The sequence below is a fragment of the Sphingopyxis chilensis genome, assembly GCF_035930445.1.
Lineage (GTDB): Bacteria > Pseudomonadota > Alphaproteobacteria > Sphingomonadales > Sphingomonadaceae > Sphingopyxis > Sphingopyxis chilensis.
Map to the genome: position 1 here is coordinate 2534088 of NZ_CP142394.1, position 24108 is coordinate 2558195.

The 24108-nt window shown below is 65.1% G+C and carries 26 protein-coding genes; 10 read left to right on the forward strand and 16 right to left on the reverse strand.

All coding sequences use genetic code 11. The features are described from left to right. Positions 1-2: 2 nt before the first annotated feature. Positions 3-539 carry a translation initiation factor IF-3 gene (gene infC / locus VSX79_RS11740; RefSeq protein ID WP_179495247.1) on the reverse strand — a complete coding sequence of 179 codons (537 nt, stop codon included), beginning with the start codon at positions 537-539 and terminating at the stop codon, positions 3-5. Positions 540-710: 171 nt separating this feature from the next. After that, positions 711-1847 (reverse strand): penicillin-binding protein activator, encoded by a 1137-nt coding sequence (locus VSX79_RS11745; RefSeq protein WP_179497276.1) that lies wholly within the window; start codon positions 1845-1847, stop codon positions 711-713. A 61-nt stretch (positions 1848-1908) separates the two neighbouring features. Between VSX79_RS11745 and rsmI the strand changes: the two genes are divergently transcribed. The 4 genes from rsmI to VSX79_RS11765 are packed head-to-tail and all read left to right on the forward strand — an operon-like array spanning position 1909 to position 4708. Continuing rightward, positions 1909-2769 (forward strand): 16S rRNA (cytidine(1402)-2'-O)-methyltransferase, encoded by an 861-nt coding sequence (gene rsmI, locus VSX79_RS11750; RefSeq protein ID WP_326913432.1) that lies wholly within the window; start codon positions 1909-1911, stop codon positions 2767-2769. Beyond that, positions 2766-3116: a YraN family protein gene (locus tag VSX79_RS11755; RefSeq protein ID WP_326913433.1), complete on the forward strand. Its 351-nt coding sequence runs from the start codon at positions 2766-2768 to the stop codon at positions 3114-3116. The genes rsmI and VSX79_RS11755 overlap by 4 nt, the downstream gene beginning before the upstream one ends. A gap of 10 nt (positions 3117-3126) precedes the next feature. Continuing rightward, complete coding sequence (gene gshB, locus VSX79_RS11760; RefSeq protein ID WP_179495241.1) at positions 3127-4077, forward strand: glutathione synthase; 951 nt, start codon at positions 3127-3129, stop codon at positions 4075-4077. Between the two features lie 22 nt (positions 4078-4099). Beyond that, positions 4100-4708, forward strand: a complete 609-nt coding sequence (locus VSX79_RS11765; RefSeq protein WP_179495239.1) for a DedA family protein — start codon at positions 4100-4102, stop codon at positions 4706-4708. Here VSX79_RS11765 and VSX79_RS11770 read toward each other — a convergent pair. Next, positions 4705-5595, reverse strand: coding sequence for a tyrosine recombinase XerC (locus VSX79_RS11770; RefSeq protein WP_326913434.1), 891 nt, complete (start codon positions 5593-5595; stop codon positions 4705-4707). The genes VSX79_RS11765 and VSX79_RS11770 overlap by 4 nt on opposite strands. A gap of 109 nt (positions 5596-5704) precedes the next feature. Next, positions 5705-6850: a radical SAM family heme chaperone HemW gene (hemW, locus tag VSX79_RS11775; RefSeq protein WP_326915252.1), complete on the reverse strand. Its 1146-nt coding sequence runs from the start codon at positions 6848-6850 to the stop codon at positions 5705-5707. Positions 6851-6987: 137 nt separating this feature from the next. Between hemW and VSX79_RS11780 the strand changes: the two genes are divergently transcribed. Then, the gene (locus tag VSX79_RS11780; RefSeq protein WP_326913435.1) at positions 6988-7164 is read left to right on the forward strand and encodes a hypothetical protein; all 177 of its coding nucleotides are present in this window, start codon (positions 6988-6990) and stop codon (positions 7162-7164) included. Between the two features lie 13 nt (positions 7165-7177). Here VSX79_RS11780 and rdgB read toward each other — a convergent pair whose 3' ends face one another. From rdgB to VSX79_RS11795, 3 genes are all read right to left on the reverse strand, one after another. Beyond that, complete coding sequence (gene rdgB, locus VSX79_RS11785) at positions 7178-7804, reverse strand: RdgB/HAM1 family non-canonical purine NTP pyrophosphatase (protein ID WP_326913436.1); 627 nt, start codon at positions 7802-7804, stop codon at positions 7178-7180. Positions 7805-7880: 76 nt separating this feature from the next. Beyond that, complete coding sequence (rph, locus tag VSX79_RS11790) at positions 7881-8597, reverse strand: ribonuclease PH (RefSeq protein ID WP_179495233.1); 717 nt, start codon at positions 8595-8597, stop codon at positions 7881-7883. 48 nt (positions 8598-8645) lie between these two features. Beyond that, positions 8646-9446 carry a dienelactone hydrolase family protein gene (locus tag VSX79_RS11795; RefSeq protein WP_326913437.1) on the reverse strand — a complete coding sequence of 267 codons (801 nt, stop codon included), beginning with the start codon at positions 9444-9446 and terminating at the stop codon, positions 8646-8648. Positions 9447-9570: 124 nt separating this feature from the next. Between VSX79_RS11795 and hrcA the strand changes: the two genes are divergently transcribed. Beyond that, positions 9571-10614 (forward strand): heat-inducible transcriptional repressor HrcA, encoded by a 1044-nt coding sequence (gene hrcA, locus VSX79_RS11800; RefSeq protein ID WP_179495229.1) that lies wholly within the window; start codon positions 9571-9573, stop codon positions 10612-10614. 4 nt (positions 10615-10618) lie between these two features. Further along, complete coding sequence (gene grpE / locus VSX79_RS11805) at positions 10619-11179, forward strand: nucleotide exchange factor GrpE (protein ID WP_179495227.1); 561 nt, start codon at positions 10619-10621, stop codon at positions 11177-11179. 37 nt (positions 11180-11216) lie between these two features. Here grpE and def read toward each other — a convergent pair whose 3' ends face one another. After that, positions 11217-11750 (reverse strand): peptide deformylase, encoded by a 534-nt coding sequence (def, locus tag VSX79_RS11810; RefSeq protein ID WP_179495225.1) that lies wholly within the window; start codon positions 11748-11750, stop codon positions 11217-11219. A gap of 32 nt (positions 11751-11782) precedes the next feature. Next, positions 11783-12379 (reverse strand): recombination mediator RecR, encoded by a 597-nt coding sequence (gene recR, locus VSX79_RS11815; RefSeq protein ID WP_326913438.1) that lies wholly within the window; start codon positions 12377-12379, stop codon positions 11783-11785. 169 nt (positions 12380-12548) lie between these two features. On the opposite strand from recR, the gene fmt reads away from it, so the two are divergent. Together fmt and truA are read left to right on the forward strand one after the other, a co-directional pair. Further along, positions 12549-13469 carry a methionyl-tRNA formyltransferase gene (fmt, locus tag VSX79_RS11820; RefSeq protein WP_326913439.1) on the forward strand — a complete coding sequence of 307 codons (921 nt, stop codon included), beginning with the start codon at positions 12549-12551 and terminating at the stop codon, positions 13467-13469. Between the two features lie 112 nt (positions 13470-13581). Next, complete coding sequence (gene truA / locus VSX79_RS11825; RefSeq protein ID WP_179495219.1) at positions 13582-14322, forward strand: tRNA pseudouridine(38-40) synthase TruA; 741 nt, start codon at positions 13582-13584, stop codon at positions 14320-14322. A gap of 93 nt (positions 14323-14415) precedes the next feature. On the opposite strand, the gene VSX79_RS11830 is transcribed toward truA, so the two are convergent. Next, positions 14416-14943, reverse strand: coding sequence for a CarD family transcriptional regulator (locus VSX79_RS11830; RefSeq protein WP_037556573.1), 528 nt, complete (start codon positions 14941-14943; stop codon positions 14416-14418). Positions 14944-15258: 315 nt separating this feature from the next. Between VSX79_RS11830 and VSX79_RS11835 the strand changes: the two genes are divergently transcribed. Continuing rightward, complete coding sequence (locus tag VSX79_RS11835) at positions 15259-16077, forward strand: SDR family NAD(P)-dependent oxidoreductase (RefSeq protein WP_326913440.1); 819 nt, start codon at positions 15259-15261, stop codon at positions 16075-16077. Positions 16078-16095: 18 nt separating this feature from the next. Here the strand turns inward: VSX79_RS11835 and VSX79_RS11840 are convergent, their stop codons facing one another. The 6 genes from VSX79_RS11840 to hisG all read right to left on the reverse strand — a co-directional run bounded on the left by VSX79_RS11840 (position 16096) and on the right by hisG (position 24104). Further along, positions 16096-18168 (reverse strand): alpha/beta hydrolase family protein, encoded by a 2073-nt coding sequence (locus tag VSX79_RS11840; protein WP_326913441.1) that lies wholly within the window; start codon positions 18166-18168, stop codon positions 16096-16098. Between the two features lie 193 nt (positions 18169-18361). After that, positions 18362-20479, reverse strand: a complete 2118-nt coding sequence (locus VSX79_RS11845; protein ID WP_179495217.1) for a sodium-translocating pyrophosphatase — start codon at positions 20477-20479, stop codon at positions 18362-18364. A gap of 181 nt (positions 20480-20660) precedes the next feature. After that, on the reverse strand, positions 20661-21593 hold the full coding sequence (gene thiL / locus VSX79_RS11850; protein WP_179495216.1) for a thiamine-phosphate kinase: 933 nt from the start codon (positions 21591-21593) through the stop codon (positions 20661-20663). 115 nt (positions 21594-21708) lie between these two features. Further along, on the reverse strand, positions 21709-22161 hold the full coding sequence (gene nusB / locus VSX79_RS11855; RefSeq protein WP_179495215.1) for a transcription antitermination factor NusB: 453 nt from the start codon (positions 22159-22161) through the stop codon (positions 21709-21711). A 7-nt stretch (positions 22162-22168) separates the two neighbouring features. Next, positions 22169-23461, reverse strand: a complete 1293-nt coding sequence (hisD, locus tag VSX79_RS11860; RefSeq protein ID WP_326913442.1) for a histidinol dehydrogenase — start codon at positions 23459-23461, stop codon at positions 22169-22171. Next, on the reverse strand, positions 23448-24104 hold the full coding sequence (hisG, locus tag VSX79_RS11865; protein WP_179495213.1) for an ATP phosphoribosyltransferase: 657 nt from the start codon (positions 24102-24104) through the stop codon (positions 23448-23450). Before hisG ends, hisD begins: the two co-directional genes overlap by 14 nt. Positions 24105-24108 lie beyond the last annotated feature (4 nt).

The window sequence follows — 24108 nt, forward strand, 5'->3', positions numbered from 1 at the left end:
AATTATTTCGGCGCGATCACCATGAGCATCTGGCGGCCTTCGGTGCGCGGATGCGCCTCGACCTTCGCGATTTCCGACGTCAGTTCGGCGACGCGCTGGAGCACGTTGAGGCCCAGCTGGGTGTGGCTCATCTCGCGGCCGCGGAAGCGCATGGTCATCTTGACCTTGTCGCCTTCCTCTAGGAAGTCGAAGACCTTCTTCATCTTCACGTCGAAATCATGATCGTCGATATTCGGACGCATCTTGATCTCTTTGATTTCCTGGGTCTTCTGGCTCTTGCGCGCGAGGTTCGCCTTTTTCTGCGCCTCGTACTTGAACTTGCCGACGTCGAGGAATTTGCACACCGGCGGATCGGCGTTGGGAGATACTTCCACCAGGTCGAGCCCGACCTCGGCCGCCTGCTCAATCGCTTCGGCCGTCAGCATCACGCCCAGATTTTCGCCTTCCTCGTCGATCACGCGGACTTTGGGGGAGGCGATAAATTCATTGTAACGCGGACCGTTTTTAGGCGGCATCGGTGCCATCGGGCGACGGGTCATGGGCGGTGGTATAGCTGTATCTCCTGAAACATTGTAAACAGGCGTGCGGAATCGACGCCGGAACACGCGCGATTGTCATATAGTGATCGCCGCGTCGGCGTAAAGACCGCCGCGCTTTTCCGATACCGGTTTTCGGCCAACTGTGGCCGGCCTGCCACTGTCAATCGCAGTTCACCATTTGGTCGGCGCCGGATCGATCACGCGGAAGCCGCCGGCCCCGATTTCGCTGACCTCGAGCGCGCGCTCGGCGATGCCGCGGTTGCTGAAGCGGAAGATGCCGTCGATCCCGCCGAAGCCGTCGGCGGCAAGCAGGCGGCTCGTCGGGAAATTGCTGCCCGGTTTCCAGTCGCGCGCGATGCGCACCGTCAGCAGAACCGAATCATAGCCGAGGCTGGCGAGACGGTAGGGCGTTCGGCCGAAACGGCTGCGATATTTGGTCGCAAGCTGGCGATAGAGGCCGTCGGAGACGCTGGCGAACCATGCCCCGCGCATCGCGGCATTGCTGCCCAGCGCCGCATCGGTGTTCCAGAGTTCGGTGCCGAGGATCTGCTTGCTGCCCGCTCCCTTGATCACGGGGACGGCGCGGATCGCATTGCCGCCACTGTCGGCGATCAGCACCGCATCCATCGCGCCGGCATTGGCGAGCCGCCGCGCCGCACCCGACAGCGCAGTCGCGCTGCGGTCATAGCTTTCGACGGCAACCAGTGTCCCGCCCGCCTCGGCGACCGCGGCGCGGAACGCCGCTGCCGAACGGTCACCATAGACATTCTTGGGCACGAGCGCGCCGAAGCGCTGATGCCCCTTGGCGCGCGAAAAGGCGACGACGCGCTCGACCGACTGGCCGGGGACGAAGCCCATGATGAAGACGCCGTTGCCCGCGACGCTGCTGTCGTTCGAGAAACTCAGCACCGGAACCTTCGCCCCGCGTGCGATCGGCGCCACCGCCGAGACATCCTCGCTGAGCAGCGGCCCGAGGATCAGCTTGTTGCCATCGGCGACCGCCTGCCGCGCCGCCGCGGCGGCGCCGAGCGCGGTGTCATAGGTTGTGATGCGCACGCGTTCGGTGCGCGTATCGAGCAGCGCCAGCGTTGTCGCATTGGCGATCGCGGTGCCGACGTCGGCGTTGGGTCCGGTCTGCGGAACGAGCAGCGCGACACGGTGGCGGTCGGTGTCGGTCGGCAGGCCGGGGCCGACATTGTCGTCGGGGTTGGTCGGCGGCGGCGGGGTGGCAGGGCCGCCGGTTTTCGGAACCACCTGGCACGCCGCGAGCAGCCCCGCCATCGCCATCACGCCGAACCCGCGCAGCATCTGGCGACGCGGCGGTGCTTTGTTTTGGCGCTGGTCGGCAGTTTCTGCCATTTTCGGCGTCATGCCAGATTCGAACATCTCAGATTCTCCCTTGCCCGGTCTCTATATCGTCGCGACGCCCATCGGCAACCTTGGCGACATCGGCGCGCGCGCGGCCAAAACGCTCGCCGCCGCCGACGTGGTCGCCGCGGAGGATACGCGCGTGACCGCGAAACTGCTGTCGCATCTGGGTTTGCGTGTGCCGATGACCCCCTATCATGATCATAGCGACGAACGCACCCGCGCCGCGCTGGTTGCGCGTATGGAGAGCGAAGTTGTCGTTTTGGTGTCGGACGCCGGCACCCCCCTGATTTCGGACCCGGGATACAAGCTGGTGCGCGATGCCCGTGCGGCGGGACGCCATGTCACCACCCTGCCCGGCCCTTGCGCCGCGATCGCCGCGATCACGTTGTCGGGCCTGCCGAGCGACCGCTTCCTGTTTGCGGGTTTCCTGCCGAACAAGGCCAAGGCGCGCGCCGACACGCTCGCAGAATTCGCCGGATTGCGTGCGACGCTGGTGTTTTACGAAAGCGGGCCGCGGCTTGCAGCATCGCTGGCAGCAATGGCCGAAGGGCTCGGCGACCGCGAGGCGGCGGTCGCGCGCGAGATCAGCAAGATGTTCGAGGAATGCGTCACCGGCACGCTGAGCGAGCTTGCCGCGCGTTACGCCGAGGCGCCGCCGAAGGGAGAGATCGTGGTCATCGTTGGCCCGCCCGGCGAAGCGCTGGCCGAGGAAGCCGACGACGACACCCTGGACGCCGCATTGCGCGAAGCGATGGCGGACAAGCCCGTCGCGCAGGCAGCGAAAGCGGTCGCCAAACGCTTCGGGCTCGATCGGCACGCGGTTTATGCGCGTGCGCTGACGCTGAAAGAGCAGGCTTGAACCGCGCCGCCGCCGAGGCGCGCGGGCGCAAGGCCGAGCGCCGCGCCGCCTGGTGGCTGCGCCTCCACGGCTGGCGCATCCTGGGCGAACGGCTGCGCGTTCCGGTCGGCGAAGTCGATCTCGTCGCGCGGCGTGGGCGAACGGTCGCCTTCATCGAAGTCAAATGGCGCGACCGCGCCGCCGACCTCGACCTGGCGATCGACCAATACCGGCTGCGCCGCGTCGCTGCGGCGGCCGAAATGCTCGCTCCGCGCTTCGCCGGCCCGCGCGACGACATTCGCATCGACGTGATGCTCCTTGCACCACGGCGCCTGCCACGCCATCTGGTCCACGTCTGGCAACCCTGAGGAAGATCGAATGACCCTGCGCGCCGCGGTACAAATGGACCCGATGGATGGCATCAACATCGGGGGCGACAGCAGCTTCCATCTGATATTGAAGGCGCTCGACCGCGGCTACGAGCTTTATCATTACGATGTTCGCGGCCTGACGTGGGAGGCCGGGCGGCTGACGACGAAGGCGCACCGTATCATCGAAGCGCAGCGCGAAGACGGCGCGCATTACAAGTTCGGCGACGAAGTGCTGATCGACCTCGGCCGTGATGTCGATGTCGTGCTGATGCGGCAGGATCCGCCCTTCGACCTCGGCTATCTCACCGGCACCTGGCTGCTCGAACGGATCGCGGGCGAGACGCTGATCGTCAACGACCCCGTCTCGGTCCGCAACGCCCCCGAAAAAGTGTTCGTGCTCGACTTTCCCGAGTTCATGCCGCCGACGATGGTCACACGCGACCTCGACGCGGTGAAGGATTTCCAGGCGCGGTACGGCGCGGTCGTGATCAAGCCGCTCCACGGCAACGGCGGCAAGGCGGTATTCCGCGTCGACGCCGACGGCGGCAACCTCGGCGCGCTCGTCGAGCTGTTCGGACAGGTGTGGCCCGAACCCTTCATGGTCCAGCAATTCCTGCCGAGCGTCAGCCAGGGCGACAAGCGTATCGTGCTCGTCGACGGCGAAGTCGCGGGCGCGATCAACCGCAAGCCCGGCGAAGGCGAATTCCGATCGAACCTCGCGGTCGGGGGCTATGCCGAGGCGGCCGAGCTCACTCCGCGCGAACAGGAAATCTGCGATGTGCTAGGGCCGCAGCTGCGCGAGCGGGGACTGGTTTTCGTCGGGATCGACGTGATCGGCGGCGAGTGGCTGACCGAAATCAACGTCACCTCACCCACCGGGATCGTCGCGATCGACCGTTTCAACAACAGCGATACGGCGGGAATGATCTGGGACGCGATCAAGCGACGCATCGGCTGACCGCGCGAAGCGTTGCTCCCCCATGACCGATTTCATCCTGAACCTGATCCAGAGCTGGGGCTATGCGGGGATTTTCATCCTCATGTTCATCGAGAATGTGTTTCCGCCGATCCCGTCCGAAGTGATCATGGGACTCGGCGGGATCGCCGTCGCGCAGGGCCGCTTCGATTTCTGGACGCTCGTCGCCGTCGCGGTCGCGGGCACGACGGCGGGCAACTGGATCTGGTACGCGATCGGCCGCTGGATCGGTTACGAACGGCTGAAACCCTTTATCGACCGCCACGGGCGCTGGCTGACACTCGACTGGGACGAGGTCGAACGGATGCACAATTTCTTCCTGAAATATGGCCCCGCCATCGTGTTCATCGCGCGTTTCATGCCCGTCGCGCGAACGATGGTGTCGCTGCCCGCGGGCATGGTGCGGATGAATCAGCTGAAATTCCTGATCTGGACCGCCGCCGGCTCGACGATCTGGATCGCCGCGCTCGCCGGCGCGGGCAATTGGTTCGGCAAGCAGTTCGCGAACCTCGACGCCTTCGTCGGTCCGCTCGCACTCGTCGCGATCGGGTCGCTGATCGCCCTCTATATCTACCGCGTTATCACCTGGAAGCCGAAGCCGCGCCGCGATTAGGCGCGCGGGTGCGCCGACCGGTAAATATCGAGCAGGTGCGCCGCGTCGACCGCGGTATAGACTTGCGTCGAGGCAAGGCTCGCGTGGCCGAGCAATTCCTGCAAACTTCGAAGATCGGCCCCGCCCGCGAGCAGGTGCGTGGCAAAGCTGTGGCGTAACGCGTGCGGCGTCGTGCGTTCGGGCAGGCCGAGTGCGAGCCGCGCCGAACGCACATTGGCGCGCACGACGCCGGGCGCCAGCGGCCCGCCCCGCGCGCCGAGAAACAGCGGCGTGTCCTTCCCGATCGGCCAGGGGCAGGCCTCGACATAGCGCGACACCGCACCCGCAACCGCGGGCAGGATCGGCACAATCCGCGTCTTGCTGCGCTTGCCGGTGACGCGCAGCGTATCGCCGAGCGGCAGGACTGCACCGGTGAGCGAGAGCGCCTCGCCGATGCGCAGCCCCGCGCCATACAGCAGGAGCAGCAGCGCGAAATCGCGCGCGCCGACCCAGCCCTCGCGGGCATTATCCTCGACATCATGCGCGAGGCGGAGCACCTCGGCGGGAGCGACGGGCCGCGGCAGCCCCTTCTTGACCCGGGGCCCGCGCATCTGCGGCACGCTGGCGTTCGATCCGCCCACGAAGCGCAGAAAGCTGCGCAGCGCCGAAAGCTCGCGCGCGGCCGACGCATTGCCGAGCCCCTCAGCACGGCGCTCGGCGAGATAGGCGCGCAAATCGTTCGGGGTCAGCGCCTTGATAATGCGCGCATCGACCGCGCCGCCGCGATGTCGCGACAGGAAGGCGCAAAAACGCTCCGCCGTCGCGATATAGGCACGGCGTGTATGTTCCGACCGGCGCTTTTCATGCGCCAGATGGGCGTCCCAGTCGCGGATCAAATCTTGCGCCAAACCATGTCCCCATTCCCGCTCGCATCGAGCGAAGTCGAGATGCCCTTCGGCGAAGCGTAAGATCGAGGGATGTCTCGACTTCGCTCGACACGAACGGATCTGGGGCAAGCTAGTGGGTTTTGACCACCTCGGAAAGGATCGAGTCGAGCAGCAAGATGCCGTCGTCGGTTACCGCCAGCCGTGCGCCGTCGGATCGCATCAGTCCCTGTTTTTCCAGCCGCGCGACGGCTTCGCCATCGACGAATGCGTCGCGGGGCAGCCCGCTGCGCGCTTCGATCCGCGCCAGGTCGATGCCCTCGGTCAGCCGCAGCCCCATCAGCATCGCCTCGGTTGCGCGCTCCTGCGCCGGCAGGTCGGCTTCGACCTTCAGACCGTGGCCGTTGCGTGTCACAGCCGCGATGAAATTCTCGGGCTTCTTGTGCCGTTCGGTCGCTTGCCCAAGGCGTCGACCATGCGCCCCCGGCCCGACGCCCGCATAATCGGCGTAGCGCCAATAGGCGAGATTGTGGCGGCTTTCCTGCCCGATAAGCGCATGGTTCGACACTTCGTAACGCGGCAGGCCGGCCGAACGCGTCATCGCCTGCGTCGCGTCGAACAGGTCGGCGGCGGTATCGCCATCGGGGATCGTGAGGTCGCCTTTCGCGGCGAGCGTCGCAAAGCGCGTGCCGGGCTCGATGGTGAGTTGGTAAAGCGAAAGATGATCGGTGCCAAAGGCCAGCGCGCCCGCAAGTTCGCTTTCCCACGCCGCCATCGTCTGACCGGGCCGGGCATAGATCAGGTCGAAGCTGACGCGCGCAAAATGCTCCTGCGCGGTTGCGATGGCGCGGCGCGCCTCATCTTCACTGTGCGCGCGGCCAAGAAATTCAAGCACTTCGGCATCGAAGCTCTGAACACCTATCGAAACCCGATTGACCCCGGCGGCGGCGAGGTCGGCAAAATTGGCGACTTCGACCGAATTGGGGTTCGCCTCGAGCGTGATCTCGACATCGTCCGCGAGACCCCACAGCGCCTCCGCCTCGGCAATCACCCTCGCGACCGTCGCGGGCGGCATCAGGCTCGGCGTGCCGCCGCCGAAGAAGATCGACCCGACACGGCGATCCGGCAGCAGCGCAGCCTCGTGGCGCAAATCCGCAAGCAGCGCGCCACGCCAAACGGTCTGATCAACGCTCTCGCGCACATGGCTGTTGAAATCGCAATAGGGGCATTTGGACACGCAAAACGGCCAATGGACATAAAGGGCGAGCGGTTCGGCCATGCGGGGCGATATAGTCACTTTTCCGTGATTGTCTGCATGGGTAGGTTGATCTCCGGAACGCGATGCCGGAGGGACTTATGGATATTGGCAATCGGGATTTCGTCGAGCTCGTCAAACGGACCCGCGAGAAATTTGGCGTGAGCATCGACGGCGCCCACGATTTGATCTTTGCCGACGAAGAAATGCGCAGGCTCGTCGCCCGTCGTATCAACCATGATCCCGAATGCCGCAAACAGGCGCTGTGGGATATGCAGGAGAAAGGCAACCGGTCGCGCTTCATCGAGGTTGAAGGCAAGATCAGGTTTCGCACCTGATGTCGCCGCGGCTTTAAAACACCCCCGCGACCAGTTTGGCAAATGCATCGGCCCTGTGGCTGATCGCATGTTTTTCCGCCGGATCGATCTCCGCATAAGTCAGGGACTTGCCGACCGGAACGAACACCGGATCATAACCGAACCCCAGTTTGCCGCGCGGCGGCCAGGTCAGGCTGCCTTGCGCCCGGCCCTCGAAAACCTCGGCATGGCCGTCGGGCCATGCGAGCGCGAGGGTGCAGACGAAACAAGCGCTGCGGTCGACATCGGGCCCCTGTTCGGCGAGCAGGCCTTCGACCTTGCCCATTGCCATGTACCAGTCGCGACCGGGCGGACCTTCGAAGACCTGCCGCTCGGCCCAGTCGGCGGTGTAGACGCCCGGCCGCCTGCCAAGCGCCGCGACCTCCAGCCCGCTGTCGTCGGCCAGCGCGGGCAAGCCTGCGGCCGACGCGCTCGCGTGCGCCTTCAGCAGCGCATTCTCGCGGAATGTCGTCCCCGTCTCCTCGGGCTCGGGCAGGCCAAGGTCGCCCGCCGACACAGGCTCGATTCCAAAGGGCTCGAGCAGCGCGCGGATTTCGCGTACCTTGCCCGCATTGTGGCTGGCGATGACCAGCTTTCCGGGTTGCAGTTTGCGATGAGCCATCATCGAACCTCTCGAAATTCGTCATGCCGGACTTGATCCGGCATCTATTTCTTTGCCGGGGGTGACGAAAGGAGGTTTACCGCCCCGTCGCCTTGTCCTGCGCCGCGAAAATTTCTCCGCAGCCGATGCGTGCGAGGCGGAGAAGGCGAAGCAGGCCTTCTTCGTCATAGGTCGCCCCCTCGGCGCTCGCCTGCACTTCGACGATCTGGCCCTTGCCGGTCAACACGAAATTGCCGTCGGCCTCGGCAACCGAATCCTCGTCATAGTCGAGGTCGAGAACGGGCGTGCCCTTGTAGATGCCGCAAGAGATCGCGCCGACCTTGTCCTCGATCGGATCCTCGGCGAGCAATTTCGCCGCAAGCAGCTTGTCGACCGCGAGGCGCAGCGCGACCCACGCGCCCGAGATCGACGCGGTGCGCGTGCCGCCGTCGGCCTGGATCACGTCGCAATCAATGATGATCTGGCGCTCGCCGAGCTTCTTCATATCGACGACCGCGCGCAAGCTGCGGCCGATAAGCCGCTGGATTTCCTGAGTCCGTCCCGACTGCTTGCCCTTCGCCGCTTCGCGGCTGCCGCGCGTGTGCGTCGCGCGGGGCAGCATGCCATATTCGGCGGTGACCCAGCCCGCGCCCTTGCCGCGCATCCACGACGGCACCTTTTCATCGACGCTGGCGGTCACCAGCACCCTGGTGTTGCCGAAGCTGACGAGCACGCTGCCCTCGGCATGGATGGTGAATTCGGTCTCGATCGCGATGGGGCGCATCTGGTCGGGCGCACGGCCGGAAGGGCGCATGGGATATCCTTTCGATTGGTGATTGCGGTGGCCCTTAGGCCGCCGGCCTCATTGGCTCAACCGCATCTTGAAGAAATCGAGGATTTCGTCGCGCGCCTGCACGGTCGGCTGGCCCGCTTCGTCGATCAGGTGGATGGTGACGACGCTGTGCGGGTTCTTCATCGGGCTGTCGGGGTTTGCGGCGCTGTCGGGCAGCACCTTCCCGATGAAACGGTCGCCGAGCGCATCCCGATAGGCCGCGAAGCGCGCGGCCTTGCAATATTTGTCGCCCTCGAAACGATAGGCGAGCACGGTCAGGTCCTCGGCCGCCATCCGCGCCTTAACCGCCGCCAGTTCGTCGGGGGCGATGTGCATCCCCGCCGGATCATTGAGCGGCAGCGACGGCTGCGCCAGCACCGGCGCGAGCACGGCGGGTTCGAGCATCATCGACAATGCGAAATTGCCGGTGAAGCACATGCCGATCGCGCCGACGCCCTTCCCGCCACACTCCGTATGCGCCTGCGCCGCGAGCGCGCGCAGCCATAAGGTCGCGGGCGAGCTTTCGTTCGCCTGGAAGGCGCGGAACTGGCGGCTGATGCAGCCACCGATCATCGTGAACAACATGCGAGGCGCCCGCGGCACAGCGCCGTCCCTCCCGAAGATATGCGGCATATAGACGGTGAAGCCGGCGCCGCGGACCCAGCGCGCGAAGCGCGCGACATGCGGGCTGATCCCCGGCATTTCGGTCATCACGATGACGGCAGGGCCGCCGCCCGTCACATAGACGCGGTGTTTACGGCCGAGCAGCGTGATGTCGCGATGGTCGAAATCGTCGAGCGGGTCGTCGCGGTTTAGCGGTGGCGTCGTCATGATTTTCTCCCCCGAAGCGGAAGGCTATGCAGAAGGCCCGCCAATTGCACCTTCTTTTCTTCGGGCAACGGTGTGGAGCGGCGTTGCGCTTGCCCCACCCCCTCGCCGTCCCTAAATCCCCTCTATGACCACCGCACCGATCACCGAACTCACCACGCGCGCCCGCGACGTGTTCCGGCTGGTCGTCGATGCGTACCTCGAAACGGGGCAGCCGGTCGGATCGCGCACGCTGTCGAAGCTCGCGACGCTCAACCTCTCCCCCGCGTCGATCCGCAACGTGATGCAGGACCTCGAGGAATATGGGCTGCTCGCGAGCCCGCACACCAGCGCCGGGCGCCTGCCGACCGAGCAGGGGTTACGCCTCTTCGTCGACGGCATGATGCAGGTCGCCGAACCCAGCGCCGAGGACCGTGCGCAGATCGAGGCGAGCCTGTCCGAGGGCGGTCCGATCGAAAGCGCGCTTGCGCAGGCGACCTCGGCGCTGTCGGGGCTCTCGGCCTGCGCCGGGCTTGTCCTCGTGCCCAAGCATGAACGCGTGCTCAAACAGCTCGCCTTCGTCCCGCTCTCGGCGAACCAGTCGCTCGTCGTGCTCGTCGCGGGCGACGGGACGGTGGAGAACCGCGTCATCGACATTCCGGCTGGGCTCAACCCGTCGGCGCTCGTCGAGGCGGGCAATTATATCTCATCGATGCTCGGCGGGCTGACGCTGAGCGAGGCGATGGCGCGGGTACGCCGCGAGATCGAGGCCGAGCGGATCGCGATCGACCGCGCGGCGCAGGACCTGGTATCACGCGGGCTCGCCATCTGGTCGTCCGACGGTGCCGACCGACCGGTGCTGATCGTGCGCGGTCAGGCGAACCTTCTCGACGACAGCGCGGTCGGCGACCTCGACCGCGTCCGGCAGTTGCTCGACGAACTCGAGACGAAGCAGGATATCGCGCAATTGCTCGACAGCGCGCGCGAAGGTGCCGCGACCCGAATTTTCATCGGCTCGGAGAATAAATTATTCTCGCTTTCGGGCTCGTCCGTGATAGCGGCGCCGTATCGCGGATCGGACGGGCGCGTGGTCGGCGTGGTGGGCGTGATCGGCCCGACGCGCTTGAACTATGCCCGCATCGTTCCCATGGTGGATTTCACCGCACAATCGCTCTCCAGACTGATACGATAGGTTTATGACGAACATCGAAAACGACACCCCCGTCGACGACGGCCAAGCTTCCGAAACCAACGGCACCGAAACCGCCGAAACGGCGGCGCCCGAAAGCGCGAACGACGAAGTCGCGCAGCTCGCCGAACAGGTTGCCGCGCTCCAGCAGGACCTGCTCTATGCGCGCGCCGAGACGCAGAATGTCACGCGCCGCAAGGACAAGGAAATCGCCGACGCGCACGCCTATGCCGCGACCAAATTCGCGCGCGACATCCTGTCGGTCGCCGACAATCTCGGCCGCGCGCTCGCGGCGCTCAGCGACGAGCAGCGCGCCGACGAGGCGATCAAGCCGCTGATCACCGGGCTCGAAGCCACCGAGCGCGAATTGCTCAGCGTCTTCGAACGCAACGGCATCACGCGCATCGCGGCGATCGGCCTGCCGCTCGACCCGAACCAGCATCAGGCGATGCTCGAAATCCCGAGCGACAAGGAACCCGGCACGATCGTGCAGGAAATGCAGGCGGGCTACATGCTGAAGGATCGCCTGCTTCGCCCCGCGATGGTAGGCGTGGCGAAGGCGGGGTAATGACAAACCCTCTCCCCCAAGGGGGAGAGGGATTTAATCAGGCCGCCTTGCGCAGCTTCGCCAGCTTCTTCAGAACCATCTCGCGCTTCAACCGCGACAGATGATCGATGAAGAGAATGCCTTCCAGATGGTCGTGCTCGTGCTGGATGCAGGTCGCCATCAGCCCGGTCATGCGTTCCTGGTGATGCTTGCCGTCTTCGTCCTGCCAGTCGACGGTGACTTCGGCGGGCCGCGTCACTTCGGCATATTGTTCGGGGACCGACAGGCAGCCTTCCGAATAGACGCTATGCTCTTCGCTCTCGTCCGAAAAGACGGGATTGATGAAGACGCGCGGGTCGCGGATCACCTTCTTGCCCTCTTCATCGTCGGGATCGGGTTCCTGCAAGTCGATGACCAGGATGCGCTTCGGCACCCCGACCTGAATCGCCGCCAGCCCGATGCCGGGGGCGTCGTACATCGTCTCGAACATGTCGGCGACAAGCTGTTTCAGCTCGGCGTCGAAACTCTCGACGGGCTTCGAAATGACGCGCAGCCGGGGATCCGGGGTCTCTATGATGGGTAGGATGGCCATGGGGGCTCAGGTATGAACTCGAAAGCCTGACGTCAACCCACCGGTCGTCGCGCCCGTAGCGCCTGCGCCAGCGTCCCCTCATCGAGATAATCCAGCTCGCCCCCCACCGGCAAACCATGCGCGAGCTGGGTCAGCCGCACCGGATAACCCTCCAGCCGCTCGGCCAGATAATGTGCGGTCGTCTGTCCCTCCAAGGTCGCATTCATCGCGAGCACCACTTCGTCGATGCCGCCTGCCGCGACACGCGCGACCAGCGCGTCGATCGCCAGATCCTGCGGGCGGATGCCCTCCAGCGCCGACAGCCGCCCGCCCAGCACATGATATTTGCCGGGGAACAGCCGCGACTTGTCGAGCGCCCAGAGGTCCGACACTTCCTCGACGACGCACAGCGACCGCGCGTCGCGGCGCGGGTCGGCGCAGATCGCGCAGGGGTCGTGCGTGTCGACATTGCCGCAGATGGTGCAGGTGACGAGCCGCTCGGACACGGTTTGCAGAGCTGCGAGCAACGGTGCAAACGCGCTCTCGCGCTTCTTCATCAGGTGCAGCACCGCACGCCGCGCCGATCGCGGGCCGAGCCCTGGCAGGCGGGCCAGTTGCTGGACGAGGGCTTCGATTTCGGTGGATGCCATGGGGTGGTGTTTGGCTTAGCACACAAAGTCGCGCAAGGGCCATGGCTGGAGATTGCCGCGTCGCTACGCTCCTCGCAATGACATCCAATTTCGTCATTGCGAGCGCAGCGAAGCAATCTCCAGCCATCGATCTTGCACATCGGCCCGCCGTCCGCCAAAGCCCGGACCCATGCGTATCGCCTTCATGGGAACGCCGCCCTTTGCGGTGCCGACGCTCGCCGCGCTTCACGCGGCGGGGCACGATATCGTGGCGGTCTATAGCCAGCCCCCCCGCCCCGCGCAGCGCGGCAAGAAATTGCAGAAAAGCCCGGTGCAGGTCTGGGCCGAGGAACACGGCCTCCCCGTCCGCACGCCGCGAAGCCTGAAGAATGAAGAAGCGCAGGCCGAATTCGCCGCACTCGACCTCGATGTCGCGGTCGTCGCGGCGTATGGCCTGATCCTGCCGCAGGCGGTGCTCGATGCGCCGCGCGAGGGGTGCCTGAACGTCCACGGATCGATCCTGCCGCGCTGGCGCGGTGCGGCGCCGGTGCAGCGCGCGATTCTCGCGGGCGATGCCGAAACGGGCGTGACGATCATGCAGATGGACGCGGGGCTCGACACCGGCGCGATGCGGCTCATTGAAACCACGCCGGTCGCGCGCAAGAGCGCGGGCCTATTGACGCACGAACTCGCCGAGATGGGCGCTCTGATGATGCGACGCGTGCTGAGCGAACTCCACGCCTTTCCGCCGGTCCCCCAACCCGACGAGGGCGTGACCTACGCGGCAAAGATCGACAAGAGCGAGGCGCGGCTCGATTTCCTGACGAGCGCGGTGCAGGTCGAACGGCAGGTGCGCGCGTTCAATCCCGTGCCGGGCGCCTTCTTTGAACTCGAGGGCGAACGCTACAAGATCCTCGCCGCCGACGTCATCCATCCGGCGGAGACCGCCCCCGGCGCCGCTCCCGGCGTCACGCTCGACGATGGACTGACCATCGCCTGCAACCCCGGCGCGATCCGCGCGACGCGGGTGCAGCGCGCGGGCAAGCCGGCGATGGAGGCAAGCGAATTGCTGCGCGGGCGGCCGATTACTGCGGGGACGCGGCTCGCATGAACACCCAGCTACTCCATCGTCACCCCGGACTTGATCGGGGGTCCATTCCAGCGCCGAAGTCATGGGCCCCGGATCACGTCCGGGGTGACGAAAAGGGGGAATAAGGCCGCCCATGACCCGATTTGCCCTCACCATCGAATATGACGGCCGCCCCTATATGGGCTGGCAGCGGCAGGCGCATGGCCCCAGCGTCCAGCAGGCGATCGAGGAAGCGATCCACCGCTTCACCGCCGAGGATGTGCAGGTGTTCAGCGCGGGGCGCACCGACGCCGGCGTCCATGCGATTGCCATGCGCGCGCATGTCGACATCGAAAAGCCGCTGACCCCCTTCAAGCTGACCGAGGCGCTCAATGCCCAGCTCCGCCCCGCGCCGATCGCGATCGTCGGATGCGAGGTGGTGCCCGACGACTGGCACGCGCGTTTCGCCTGCATCGGGCGGTCCTATGAATATCGCATCGTCAACCGCCGCGCGCCGCTGACCTGGGACAAGGGATTGTCGTGGCAGGTCGCGCGCCCGCTCGACGCCGATGCGATGCACGCCGCGGCGCAGCAGCTGATCGGCCTCCACGATTTCACCACCTTCCGCTCAGCGCATTGCCAATCGCAAAGCCCGGTGAAGACGCTCGACAAGCTGACCGTCAGCCGCCACGGCGACGAGCTGATTATCGAGGCCGCCGCGCGCAGCTTCCTTCATCATCAGGTGCGCTCGATGGTCGGCAGCCTGACGCTGGTCGGCCATGGAAAATGGTCGGCGCGCGATCTGAAAGCGGCGCTCGACGCGGCGGATCGGCAGGCGCTGGGGCTCAATGCGCCGCCCGACGGGTTGTATTTCGTGGGGGCGGTTTATCCCTAGTCCTCATTGCGAGGAGCGCAGCGACGAAGCAATGACGCAACGAAAAAGGGCGGCCCCGCAGGACCGCCCTTTTGTCATTCGCGATGCGCGCCGTTACACCTTTTCGGCGTAATAAAGCGGCGCATGCTCGTTGAGGATCTGGAGGATCTTCGCCTGCGCCGTCTTTTCGTCGCTCTCTTCCATCGCGGCGAGTTCGCGCGCGAGGCGGCTCGACGCCGCTTCGAAAATCTGACGCTCCGAATAGCTCTGTTCGGGCTGGTCGTCGGCGCGGAACAGGTCGCGGGTCACTTCGGCGATCGACACGAGGTCGCCCGAATTGATCTTCGCTTCATATTCCTGCGCGCGGCGCGACCACATGGTGCGCTTCACCTTCGGCTTCGTCGTCAGAACCTGAAGCGCTTCCTTCAGCGTCTTGTCCGACGAGAGTTTGCGCATACCGACGCCTTCGGCCTTGTTGGTCGGCACGCGAAGGGTCATTTTTTCCTTTTCGAAGCGGAGAACATAAAGTTCCAGCTGCATGCCGGCGATTTCGGATTTCTGCAGCTCGATGACGCGCCCCACGCCATGCTTCGGGTAAACAACATAATCACCGACTTCGAAAACGGGAGTACTTGCGGACATTCAAGTTCCTTTCAGTGGCCTTGCCGGGGGACGGGGAAGCGCGTGAACAACTCTGTATCCGGCCCTCTATCGGAGGGGGATCGGGCTGGTAGGGCGGCGCTCGCCAGTCAGAGTGACAAGGGATGTGGCTCCATCGGAAACGCCAAGCATGCCCCAGCCCGGCGGCGGGAAGAGGCACAATGTCGGCGTGTTGATATTTATTATAACAGATTCGCAACAAAATTGCCACCCCTCCGCGGAAATGCGCGGGTCGGCACCTTGACGGCTCTTCAACCCCGTTTCAGGCTGCAACGAAATCAGAGATAGGGAGCGGCTATGCAGGATCAAGTTTGGTGGGTCACGGGGGCCTCGTCGGGCATCGGTTCGGCACTTGCCAAGGCACTGGCGGCGCGCGGCGCGAAGCTGATCCTGTCGGGGCGCAACGTCGCGGCACTCGATGCGGTGGCCGCCGACTGCGGCGGCGAGGCTCTGGTGCTGCCTTTCGAGGCGACCGACTATGCCGCCCTCCCCGCGGTCGCCGATCGGGCATGGGCGTGGCAGGGCCGGATCGACGGCCTCGTCAACAATGCCGGCATCTCGCAGCGCAGCCTCGCGATCGAGACCGACTTTTCGGTCTATCAGCAGATCATCGCGGTCGACCTGCTCGCGCCCATCGCCCTCACCCAGCAACTGCTTCCGCGCATGGTCGGCGCGGGCGGCGGCCAGATCGTCGCCATATCGAGCGTCGCGGGGATTGCGGGCGTGCCGCTGCGCAGCGCCTATTCGGCGGCCAAGCACGGCATCATCGGATATCACGACGCGATACGCGCCGAGAATGCGCATCTGGGGCTGAAAGTGCTCGTCGTCGCGCCGGGGTCGGTGCGCACCAACGTCAGCCGCAATGCGCTTAACGCCGATGGCAGCGTGCGCGGGACGAGCGACGCCGCGATCGAGAACGGCCTGTCGCCCGACGATGCTGCGGCTCAGATGCTGGCGGCGGTCGACGCCGGCACGCGCGAACTGGTCGTTGCCGAAGGCGCCGAAGCTGCGATCGCAGCCTTGCGCCGCGACGACCCCGACGCGTTGTTCGACCGGATGAGCGAGATGGTCCAGGCGGGCTATGCGCAGCAGATGAGCGCCGACCGCGGGCAATAGCGCCCGGCGGCCGGGCTTTCAGCGCGCGAACTTGAAATTGGCGATCACCGGCTCGGGGTCCGGCTTCGTCGCATAGTCGGCATCCGACAAAATATAGGCCGGGTTGAAACGGGCAAGCCAGTTTGCCGCACCGCCAAGCCATTCGATCCGTTCCTCCTTCGTGAAATAGATGCCATGGTGGCCGTTCTTCGGCTGTTCGATATATTCGAAATCCTTGCCTTGCTGCTTGCCGCTACCCTTCAGCCGCGACACCAGCGTCCGCGCCTGTGCGATCGGCACGCGCGGGTCGCGAACGCCGTGGACGATCAGGATGGGCGCCCATTTGCCGTCGGAGTTGCGCGCCGGCGATACGTCGGCCAGAGATGATGCGCCTTTGGCAAGATAATTGGCACCGAACGAGCCGAGATAGCCTTGGTCGTAATCGCGCATCATCGGCAGGTCGTAGACACCCGCCCCGGCAATCGCGCAACGCCAGCGCGCCGCATCGCGCTGCGCCGCGCGCGCCGCCGCATAGCCCCCATAAGACCAACCCATCACGCACGCACGCCCGGCATCGACCACCCCCCGCGCCGCCAGATGATCGACGACGTCGTTGAGATCGTCCTGCATCCGCATACCGAAGCCGTCCGAGCGCCCGGCCTTGACGAATGCATTTCCGTATCCGCCCGAACCGCGGTAATTGGGCTGGACGACGACATAGCCCTGTTCGGCGATCGTCTGCGCCCACTGGTCGTAGGACGCATAGTCGCGAACGCCATAGGGGCCGCCGTGAGCCAAGACCACGACGGGCAGATTCTTCTGCCCCACGCGCAGGCGCGGGGTCGTCAGGGCCGCTTCGATCTCCAATCCGTCGCTTGCCTGGTAGCGGATCATCTTCACGGGGTTCAGTTTCCCATCGCCCAGCACTTCGCTGGCGTGCCCGATCAGCGCAAATTTCCCGCTTTCGACGTCGTACAGATAATAGCTACCGATCTGCTCGGGACTAGCCATCGATACGATCAGGCGCTTGTCGCCGTCATCGCTGCTGACGATGACCGCGTTGCCCTCGCCAAAGTCCTCGGCCAGAAATTTCTGAACGGTGGCAAGGCGTTCGTCGGTGAATTTGCGCCGAGCACGATCAGTCGCATAGGCATAGCCGACGATGCCGTCGCGATCCTCATTGGGAATCGCGGTTGCGACGTCATATCCGGGAATCGAGAACAGCTTTTTCTCGATCTCCATCGTCGCCAGATTCGCCTTGTAAATCGCGGAATAGCCCTCGTGATTGCTGGACACGATCGCCATGTCGGGCTCATCGAGAAAAACGAGCGGCCGGATGCCGGCGCCGGTGAAATTCTTGTCGATGACCTTCTGCACCGTCCGGAAATTTTCGCCGTCTTTGCTTCGGTAGAGATATCGTTGTTCGCCGCTATCGCGATCGGAGCCGAAACCCATGCGTACCACTCCGTTGCCGTCAGCGGCCCATCCGTCCACGATCGGATTGGTCCTCTGGACATTTTCTATCACCTTGCCCGTCGCGACATCAACCCAATCGACCTGATAACTGAACATCCTCTCGGTATTGCCGTCGTCGATCTGACGGCCGAGCAGGATGCGTTTCTTTTCCTTGTCAATATGCAGGATGTTCGAGGCATCGGCCGTGGCCTGGTCCCATGCGAGAGGGTGGGTCTCGCCGGTTTCCGTATCATAAGCTGCGAGACGCTGAATATCGACGCGCTGGCCGAAGGCCGTGACAAATTCGCGCGACGCCAGTTCTAGTATCAAATAGCGGTCGTCGACCCAGCGATAGCTGGTCACGTCGCGCTGTCCCGCATCCTTGAAGGTCGATGCGCGAGCGAAAATCTGGGGCTTTGAGCCCGGTTTCGACAAGTCGATGATAGCATAGCCGAATTCATTACCGGCGCCGAGCGTCGTCGCGATCTTCGTTCCGCCGGGCGACATCTGCAAATCGCTCATCAGCGGCAGCGACGCGAGCGTGTCGAGGCTTACCTTTTCTGCCACCAGCTTTCCCGGCGTCGTTTGGGCGATGACTCCCGCCGGCAGCGCTGCGGCCGATAGGAGCAGCGCAGCGACAAGCATCTTCTTGGACATATTCCCTCCGTCTTGCGGCGCCGAAGCGCGCAGCCCTCTGGCTTTCCGACCGATTGCGAAAGCCTTCCGTCGAAGCCGAGCCTAAAAAAGCAGTCTAGGGTTGGCAACAAACGAAGTTGAAATCGAAACCAAAAAAGCCCCGCCGGATCGCTCCGACGGGGCCATTCTTTTGCCCGCGATAGGCCGACGCAGCTTACGCCGCGCCGTGCGCCAGCGCCGCGAGGAGCAGGATCGCCACGATGTTGGTGATCTTGATCATCGGATTGACCGCCGGGCCCGCGGTATCCTTGTACGGATCGCCGACGGTGTCGCCCGTGACAGCCGCCTTGTGCGCTTCGCTGCCCTTGCCCCCGTGGTTGCCGTCCTCGATATATTTCTTGGCATTATCCCACGCGCCGCCGCCCGAGGTCATCGAGATCGCGACGAACAGCCCGCCGACGATCACGCCCAGCAGCAGCGCGCCGAGCGCCTCGAGCGCCGCTGCCGGACCCGCGACCGCCCGGATCACGAAATAAACGACGATGGGCGCCAGCACCGGGAGCAGCGACGGAATGATCATTTCCTTGATCGCCGCCTTGGTGACGAGATCGACCGTGCGCGCATAGTCGGGCTTGCTCTCATAGGTCATGATGCCCGGGTTGTTCTTGAACTGGTCGCGAACATCCTTGACCACCTCGCCCGCCGCACGGCCGACCGCGGTCATGCCCATCGCACCGAACAGATACGGCAGCAGCGCGCCGAGCAGCAGCCCGACGATGACATAGGGCGACGACAGCGAGAAGGTCAGCGGCTCGGTCAGGCCCAGCTTCGCCGAATATTCGGTGATGTCGGCCGTGTAAGTACCGAACAGCACCAGCGCCGCGAGACCCGCAGACCCGATGGCATAGCCCTTGGTCACCGCCTTGGTCGTATTGCCCACGGCGTCAAGCAGGTCGGTCTTTTCGCGAACCGAATCGTCGAGCCCTGCCATTTCGGCAATGCCGCCGGCGTTGTCGGTGACCGGACCATAAGCGTCGAGCGCGACGACCATGCCGGCGAGCGCGAGCATCGCCGTCGCGGCAAAGGCGATGCCGACGATGCCTGCGGTCTGGAATGCGACGACGATGCCGATGCAGATCACGAGCGTCGGCAGCGCGGTCGATTCAAGGCTGATAGCGAGGCCCTGGATCACGTTGGTGCCATGGCCCGTTTCCGAAGCCTTGGCGATCGAGCGCACCGGGCGATAGTTGGTGCCGGTGTAATATTCGGTGATCCAGATGATCAGCCCGGTGATGACGAGGCCGAGCAGCGAGCAATAGAAAAGGTCGCTGCCGTTGAACGTGGTCCCCGTGATGTCGGTCGACATGTCGCCCTTCAGCACATAGCTGGTAGAGAACCAGATCGCCGGGATCGACAGCACCGCGGTGACGAGGAAGCCCTTGTACATCGCGCCCATGACGTTCGTCCCGTTGCCGAGACGCACGAAATAGGTACCAATGATCGAGGTGATGATACACACGCCGCCCATCAGCAGCGGCAACGTCATCAGCGGCAGCAGCATGTCGCCCGCGCCCTTCAGCAGCAGCGCGATCAGCACCATCGTGGCGCCGACGGTAACGACATAGGTTTCGAACAGGTCGGCGGCCATGCCGGCGCAGTCGCCGACATTGTCGCCGACGTTGTCGGCGATCACCGCAGGGTTGCGTGGGTCGTCTTCGGGGATGCCCGCCTCGACCTTGCCCACCAGATCGGCGCCGACGTCGGCGGCCTTGGTAAAGATGCCGCCGCCGAGACGCGCGAAGATCGAGATCAGCGACGCGCCGAATGCCAGCGCGACAAGCGCATCGACGACGGTGCGGTCGTCTCCGCCGACGGTGAAACCGCCGGGGCCGATCAGATACCAGAAGAAGACCGAGATCGCGAGCAGGGCAAGGCCCGCCACGAGCATGCCGGTGATCGCGCCGGCGCGGAACGCCATGGTCAGGCCCGCCTGCAGCCCGGTCTGCGCCGCCGCCGCGGTGCGGACGTTCGCCTTGACCGATATGTTCATGCCGACGAAGCCGGCTACCCCTGACAGGACCGCGCCGATAACAAAACCGGTTGCCGAGATCGGGCCGAGGAACAGCCCGACCAGAATGGCGACGACGACGCCGACGATGGCGATGGTGCGATATTGGCGGCCCAGATAGGCCTTGGCGCCTTCCTGGATGGCGCCGGCGATTTCCTGCATCTTCTCATTCCCCGCCGATGCGCTGAGCACCTGCCGCGAGGTAATGAACCCATAGAGCACGGCCAACAGGCCGCACGCTATCGCGATCAAAACCGGATTCATGCGTGTTGCTTCCTTCCCTTGAGAAGGGCGACGCAGAAGATAGCAGTCGAGCACGGCCGACTTATTGATGCCGGTTCGCGCTCTCCCCTGATGCGACCGCCCCAAATTTGGACGCCGAGTTATGGGAAGAAAGAAAGCAGCGCGCAACCCCGGTTGTTCGGCGCTTTTCCGCGCTTTGGCGTCAGTGCATGAAACCGAGGTGTTCGGGCGGCGCGATGCGCCGGGCCCGGTGCGTGAGCATGATTCCCTCGCCCACCCCCGCGTGCCCGAGCGGGGTCGCCGCTACATTCAGCCCGGCCGCAATGTCCCTTATCGTTTCCGCCACGCCGGGATCGGCCGCAAACAGGAGCTGGTAATCGTCGCCCGCGGTCGCGGCGGCGAGCCGCGTGTCGAGCACGTCGGGCCGCACCGCGAGCAGCGCCGCCGACAAGGGGATCGATTCGAGCATGATCCCGATTTCGCACCCGCTCGCTTCCGCCATCCGCTGCGCATCGATGAGCAGGCCGTCGGACACATCCATCATCGCATGGACATGCGGCGCAATGGCTTGCCCGAACACCAGTTGCGGCTCGGGACGGCAATAGGCGGCAAGGCAGGTTTCGTTCGGATCGACCTGTCCCAGCCGCATCGCGAGGCCGAGGCCGGCGTTGCCGAACGTGCCGGTGGTCCATATCTGGTCGCCCGGCTTGACGCCGCTTCGCGAAGGCGCGCCGATCCCCGGCGCTCTGCCGATGGCGGTCAGGCCGAATGTCCGGGGGGCGCCGGCGGGGATGCCGACCGTGTCGCCTCCGAGCAGCGGAACGTCGTACCGGCGCAGCACTTCGCCGAGACCGCGAACGAAGGCCGCGTCCCAAAATTCGTCACCGGTCAGGCTGTAGCCGACGAGCACGCCGAGCGGCGTCGCCCCCTTGGCGGCCAGATCGGAGAGGTTCACCGCAACGAGCTTCCACGCGACATCCTGCGGCCGCTCGTCGGGGAGGAAATGGACGCCCTCGACGATCATGTCGTGGGTAAGGACAAGGTCGCCGAGCACCGCCGCATCGTCGGCGAGCCCGCGCGCGGCGGGATTGGTCGCGATGGCGCGCAGGCGGGCGATGAAATCGGCTTCGCTCAAACCCTGTCCTCTTCCGTTTGCCCTGAGCTTGTCGAAGGGCGGTTATGCCCTTTTGACCTATATCAGAAAAGGACAGTCCTTCGACAAGCTCAGGACGAACGGCACTCTGAAAGCGTCAGTTGGAAGCCCGCGCATCCTTGCCGATCGCGTCGAGCAGGCCATTCGCGAACCCCGCCTCGCGCGCGTCGAAGAATGCCTTTGCGACATCGACATATTCGCTGACCACCGCGCCGATCGGCACGTCGCCGCGCGCGATCAGCTCGTAGGTGCCGGCGCGCAGGATCGCCTTCATGGTGCGGTCGAGCCGCTCCATCGACCAGCCGCTCGCGAGCCGCGCGACGATCGCCGCGTCGATCTCGTCCGACCGTGCCAGCGTGCCCTTGACGATATCGTCGAAGAAGGCCGTGTCGGCATCGGCATATTCGGCGTCTTCGATGGTCGCGCCGATGCGGTGTTGGTGGAATTCGTGGATCAGCTGCGCGACCGGGGTCGCCTCCATCTCGTGCTGATAGAGCGCCTGGACGGCGGCAAGGCGGGCGGCGGAGCGGGATTGGGCGCGTTTGTTCATGGTTTTTCTACTTTAAACGGTTCTGGACGCTGAGCGCATGGGCGGGAAGCCCTTCGGCACCGGCGAGCGCGACCGCGGCCGGACCGATCGCGGCAAGGCTCGCCTCGTCGAGCGCGAGGAAGCTCGTGCGCTTCATGAAGTCGGTGACCGACAGCCCGCTCGAAAAGCGCGCGCGGCGTCCGGTGGGGAGGACATGGTTCGGACCCGCGACATAATCGCCGATGGCTTCGGGAGTCTGGCGGCCGAGGAAGACCGAGCCGGCATGGCGCACCGTGCGAAAAAGCGCATCGGCCTCGGCGGGGTCGACCGCGAGTTCGAGATGCTCGGGCGCCAGCCGGTCGCAGAGCGGGATCGCGTCGGCCAAGGCCGGCACGACGATGACCGCGCCGTTGTCGGCCCAGCTTGCCTGCATCGTCGGCGCGGTCGACAGCATCGGGATGACGTGCGCGACCGCCGCGGCGACCGCATCGGCGAAGTCGCCATCGTCGGTGAACAGGATCGACTGGCTGGTCGGGTCATGCTCGGCCTGGCTCAAGAGGTCGGCGGCGATGACATGCGGCTCGTTCTTTGCGTCGGCGACGACGACGATCTCGCTCGGCCCCGCGACCATGTCGATACCGACGACGCCGTAGAGCTGGCGCTTCGCCTCGGCCACCCAGGCGTTGCCGGGGCCGGTGACGACATCGACCGGCGCGATTTTTTCCGTTCCATAGGCGAGCGCCGCGATGGCCTGCGCCCCGCCGAGGCGCCAGATTTCGTCGACTCCGCCAATATGCGCCGCAGCCATCACGGCCGGATTGGTCGCGCCATCCGGCGTCGGCGTCACCATCACGATGCGCTCGACCCCGGCAACCTTGGCGGGGAGGATGTTCATCAGCACCGACGAGGGGTAAGCCGCCCGCCCGCCAGGCACATAGACCCCCGCCGCATCGACACCGCGCCAGCGTGCACCAAGGCGGGCGCCAGTGCTGTCACGATAGTCGCGATCCTCGGGAAGCTGCGCGGCGTGATAGGCGCGGATGCGGTCGGCAGCGAGGTTCAATGCGTCGCGAAGCTCGGGCGCCAGCGCTTCATAAGCGGCAGCGCATTCTTCCTTCGAAATGCTCCAACCGCTCGCATCGAGATCGAAGCGATCGAATTTCGCGGTATAGTCGGCGAGCGCCGCGTCGCCCTCGGCCTTTACCCGCGCGATGATCGCCGCAACGTCGCTGGACACATCGGAATCGCTCTCGCGCCGATCGTTGACCAGCGCGTCGAACTCGGCCGCGAAGCCGGGCGCGGACGCATCAAGCCGCCGCATCGCCCACCGCCTGACGGAATTTCTCGACCAGCGCCGGCACTTCGGCCGAGCGCAGCTTGAACGCGGCGCGGTTGACGATCAGCCGCGCCGACACCTCGCTGATGACCTTCTGCTCGGCGAGCGCATTTTCGACGAGCGTGCGGCCGGTCGAAACGAGGTCGACGATGTGCGAGGCGAGCCCCAGCTTCGGCGCGATTTCCATCGCCCCGTTCAATTTGATGCACTCGGCCTGGATTCCCTGCGCCTCGAACCAGCGGCGCGTCGTCGACGGATATTTGGTCGCGACGCGGATATGGCTTTCACCGAGCCCCGGCGGAGCACTGCCCTCCGGCCCGGCGAGCGACAGGCGGCAATGGCCGATGCCGAGGTCGACGGGGGCATAAAGCTCGCTATAATCGAACTCGTCGACGACGTCCGACCCGACGATGCCAAGCTGTGCCGCGCCATGCGCGACAAAGGTCGCGACGTCGAACGCGCGCACGCGGATCAGCGAGATATGGGGCTGATTTGTCCCGAATACTAACGCCCTGCTTTTCTTGTCGAAAAACTCGTCGGAAGGCTCTATCCCGACGCGTGCAAGCAGGGGCAACGCCTCGTCGAGGATGCGCCCCTTCGGGATGGCAAAGATGATCGGTTCGGGCATAGCT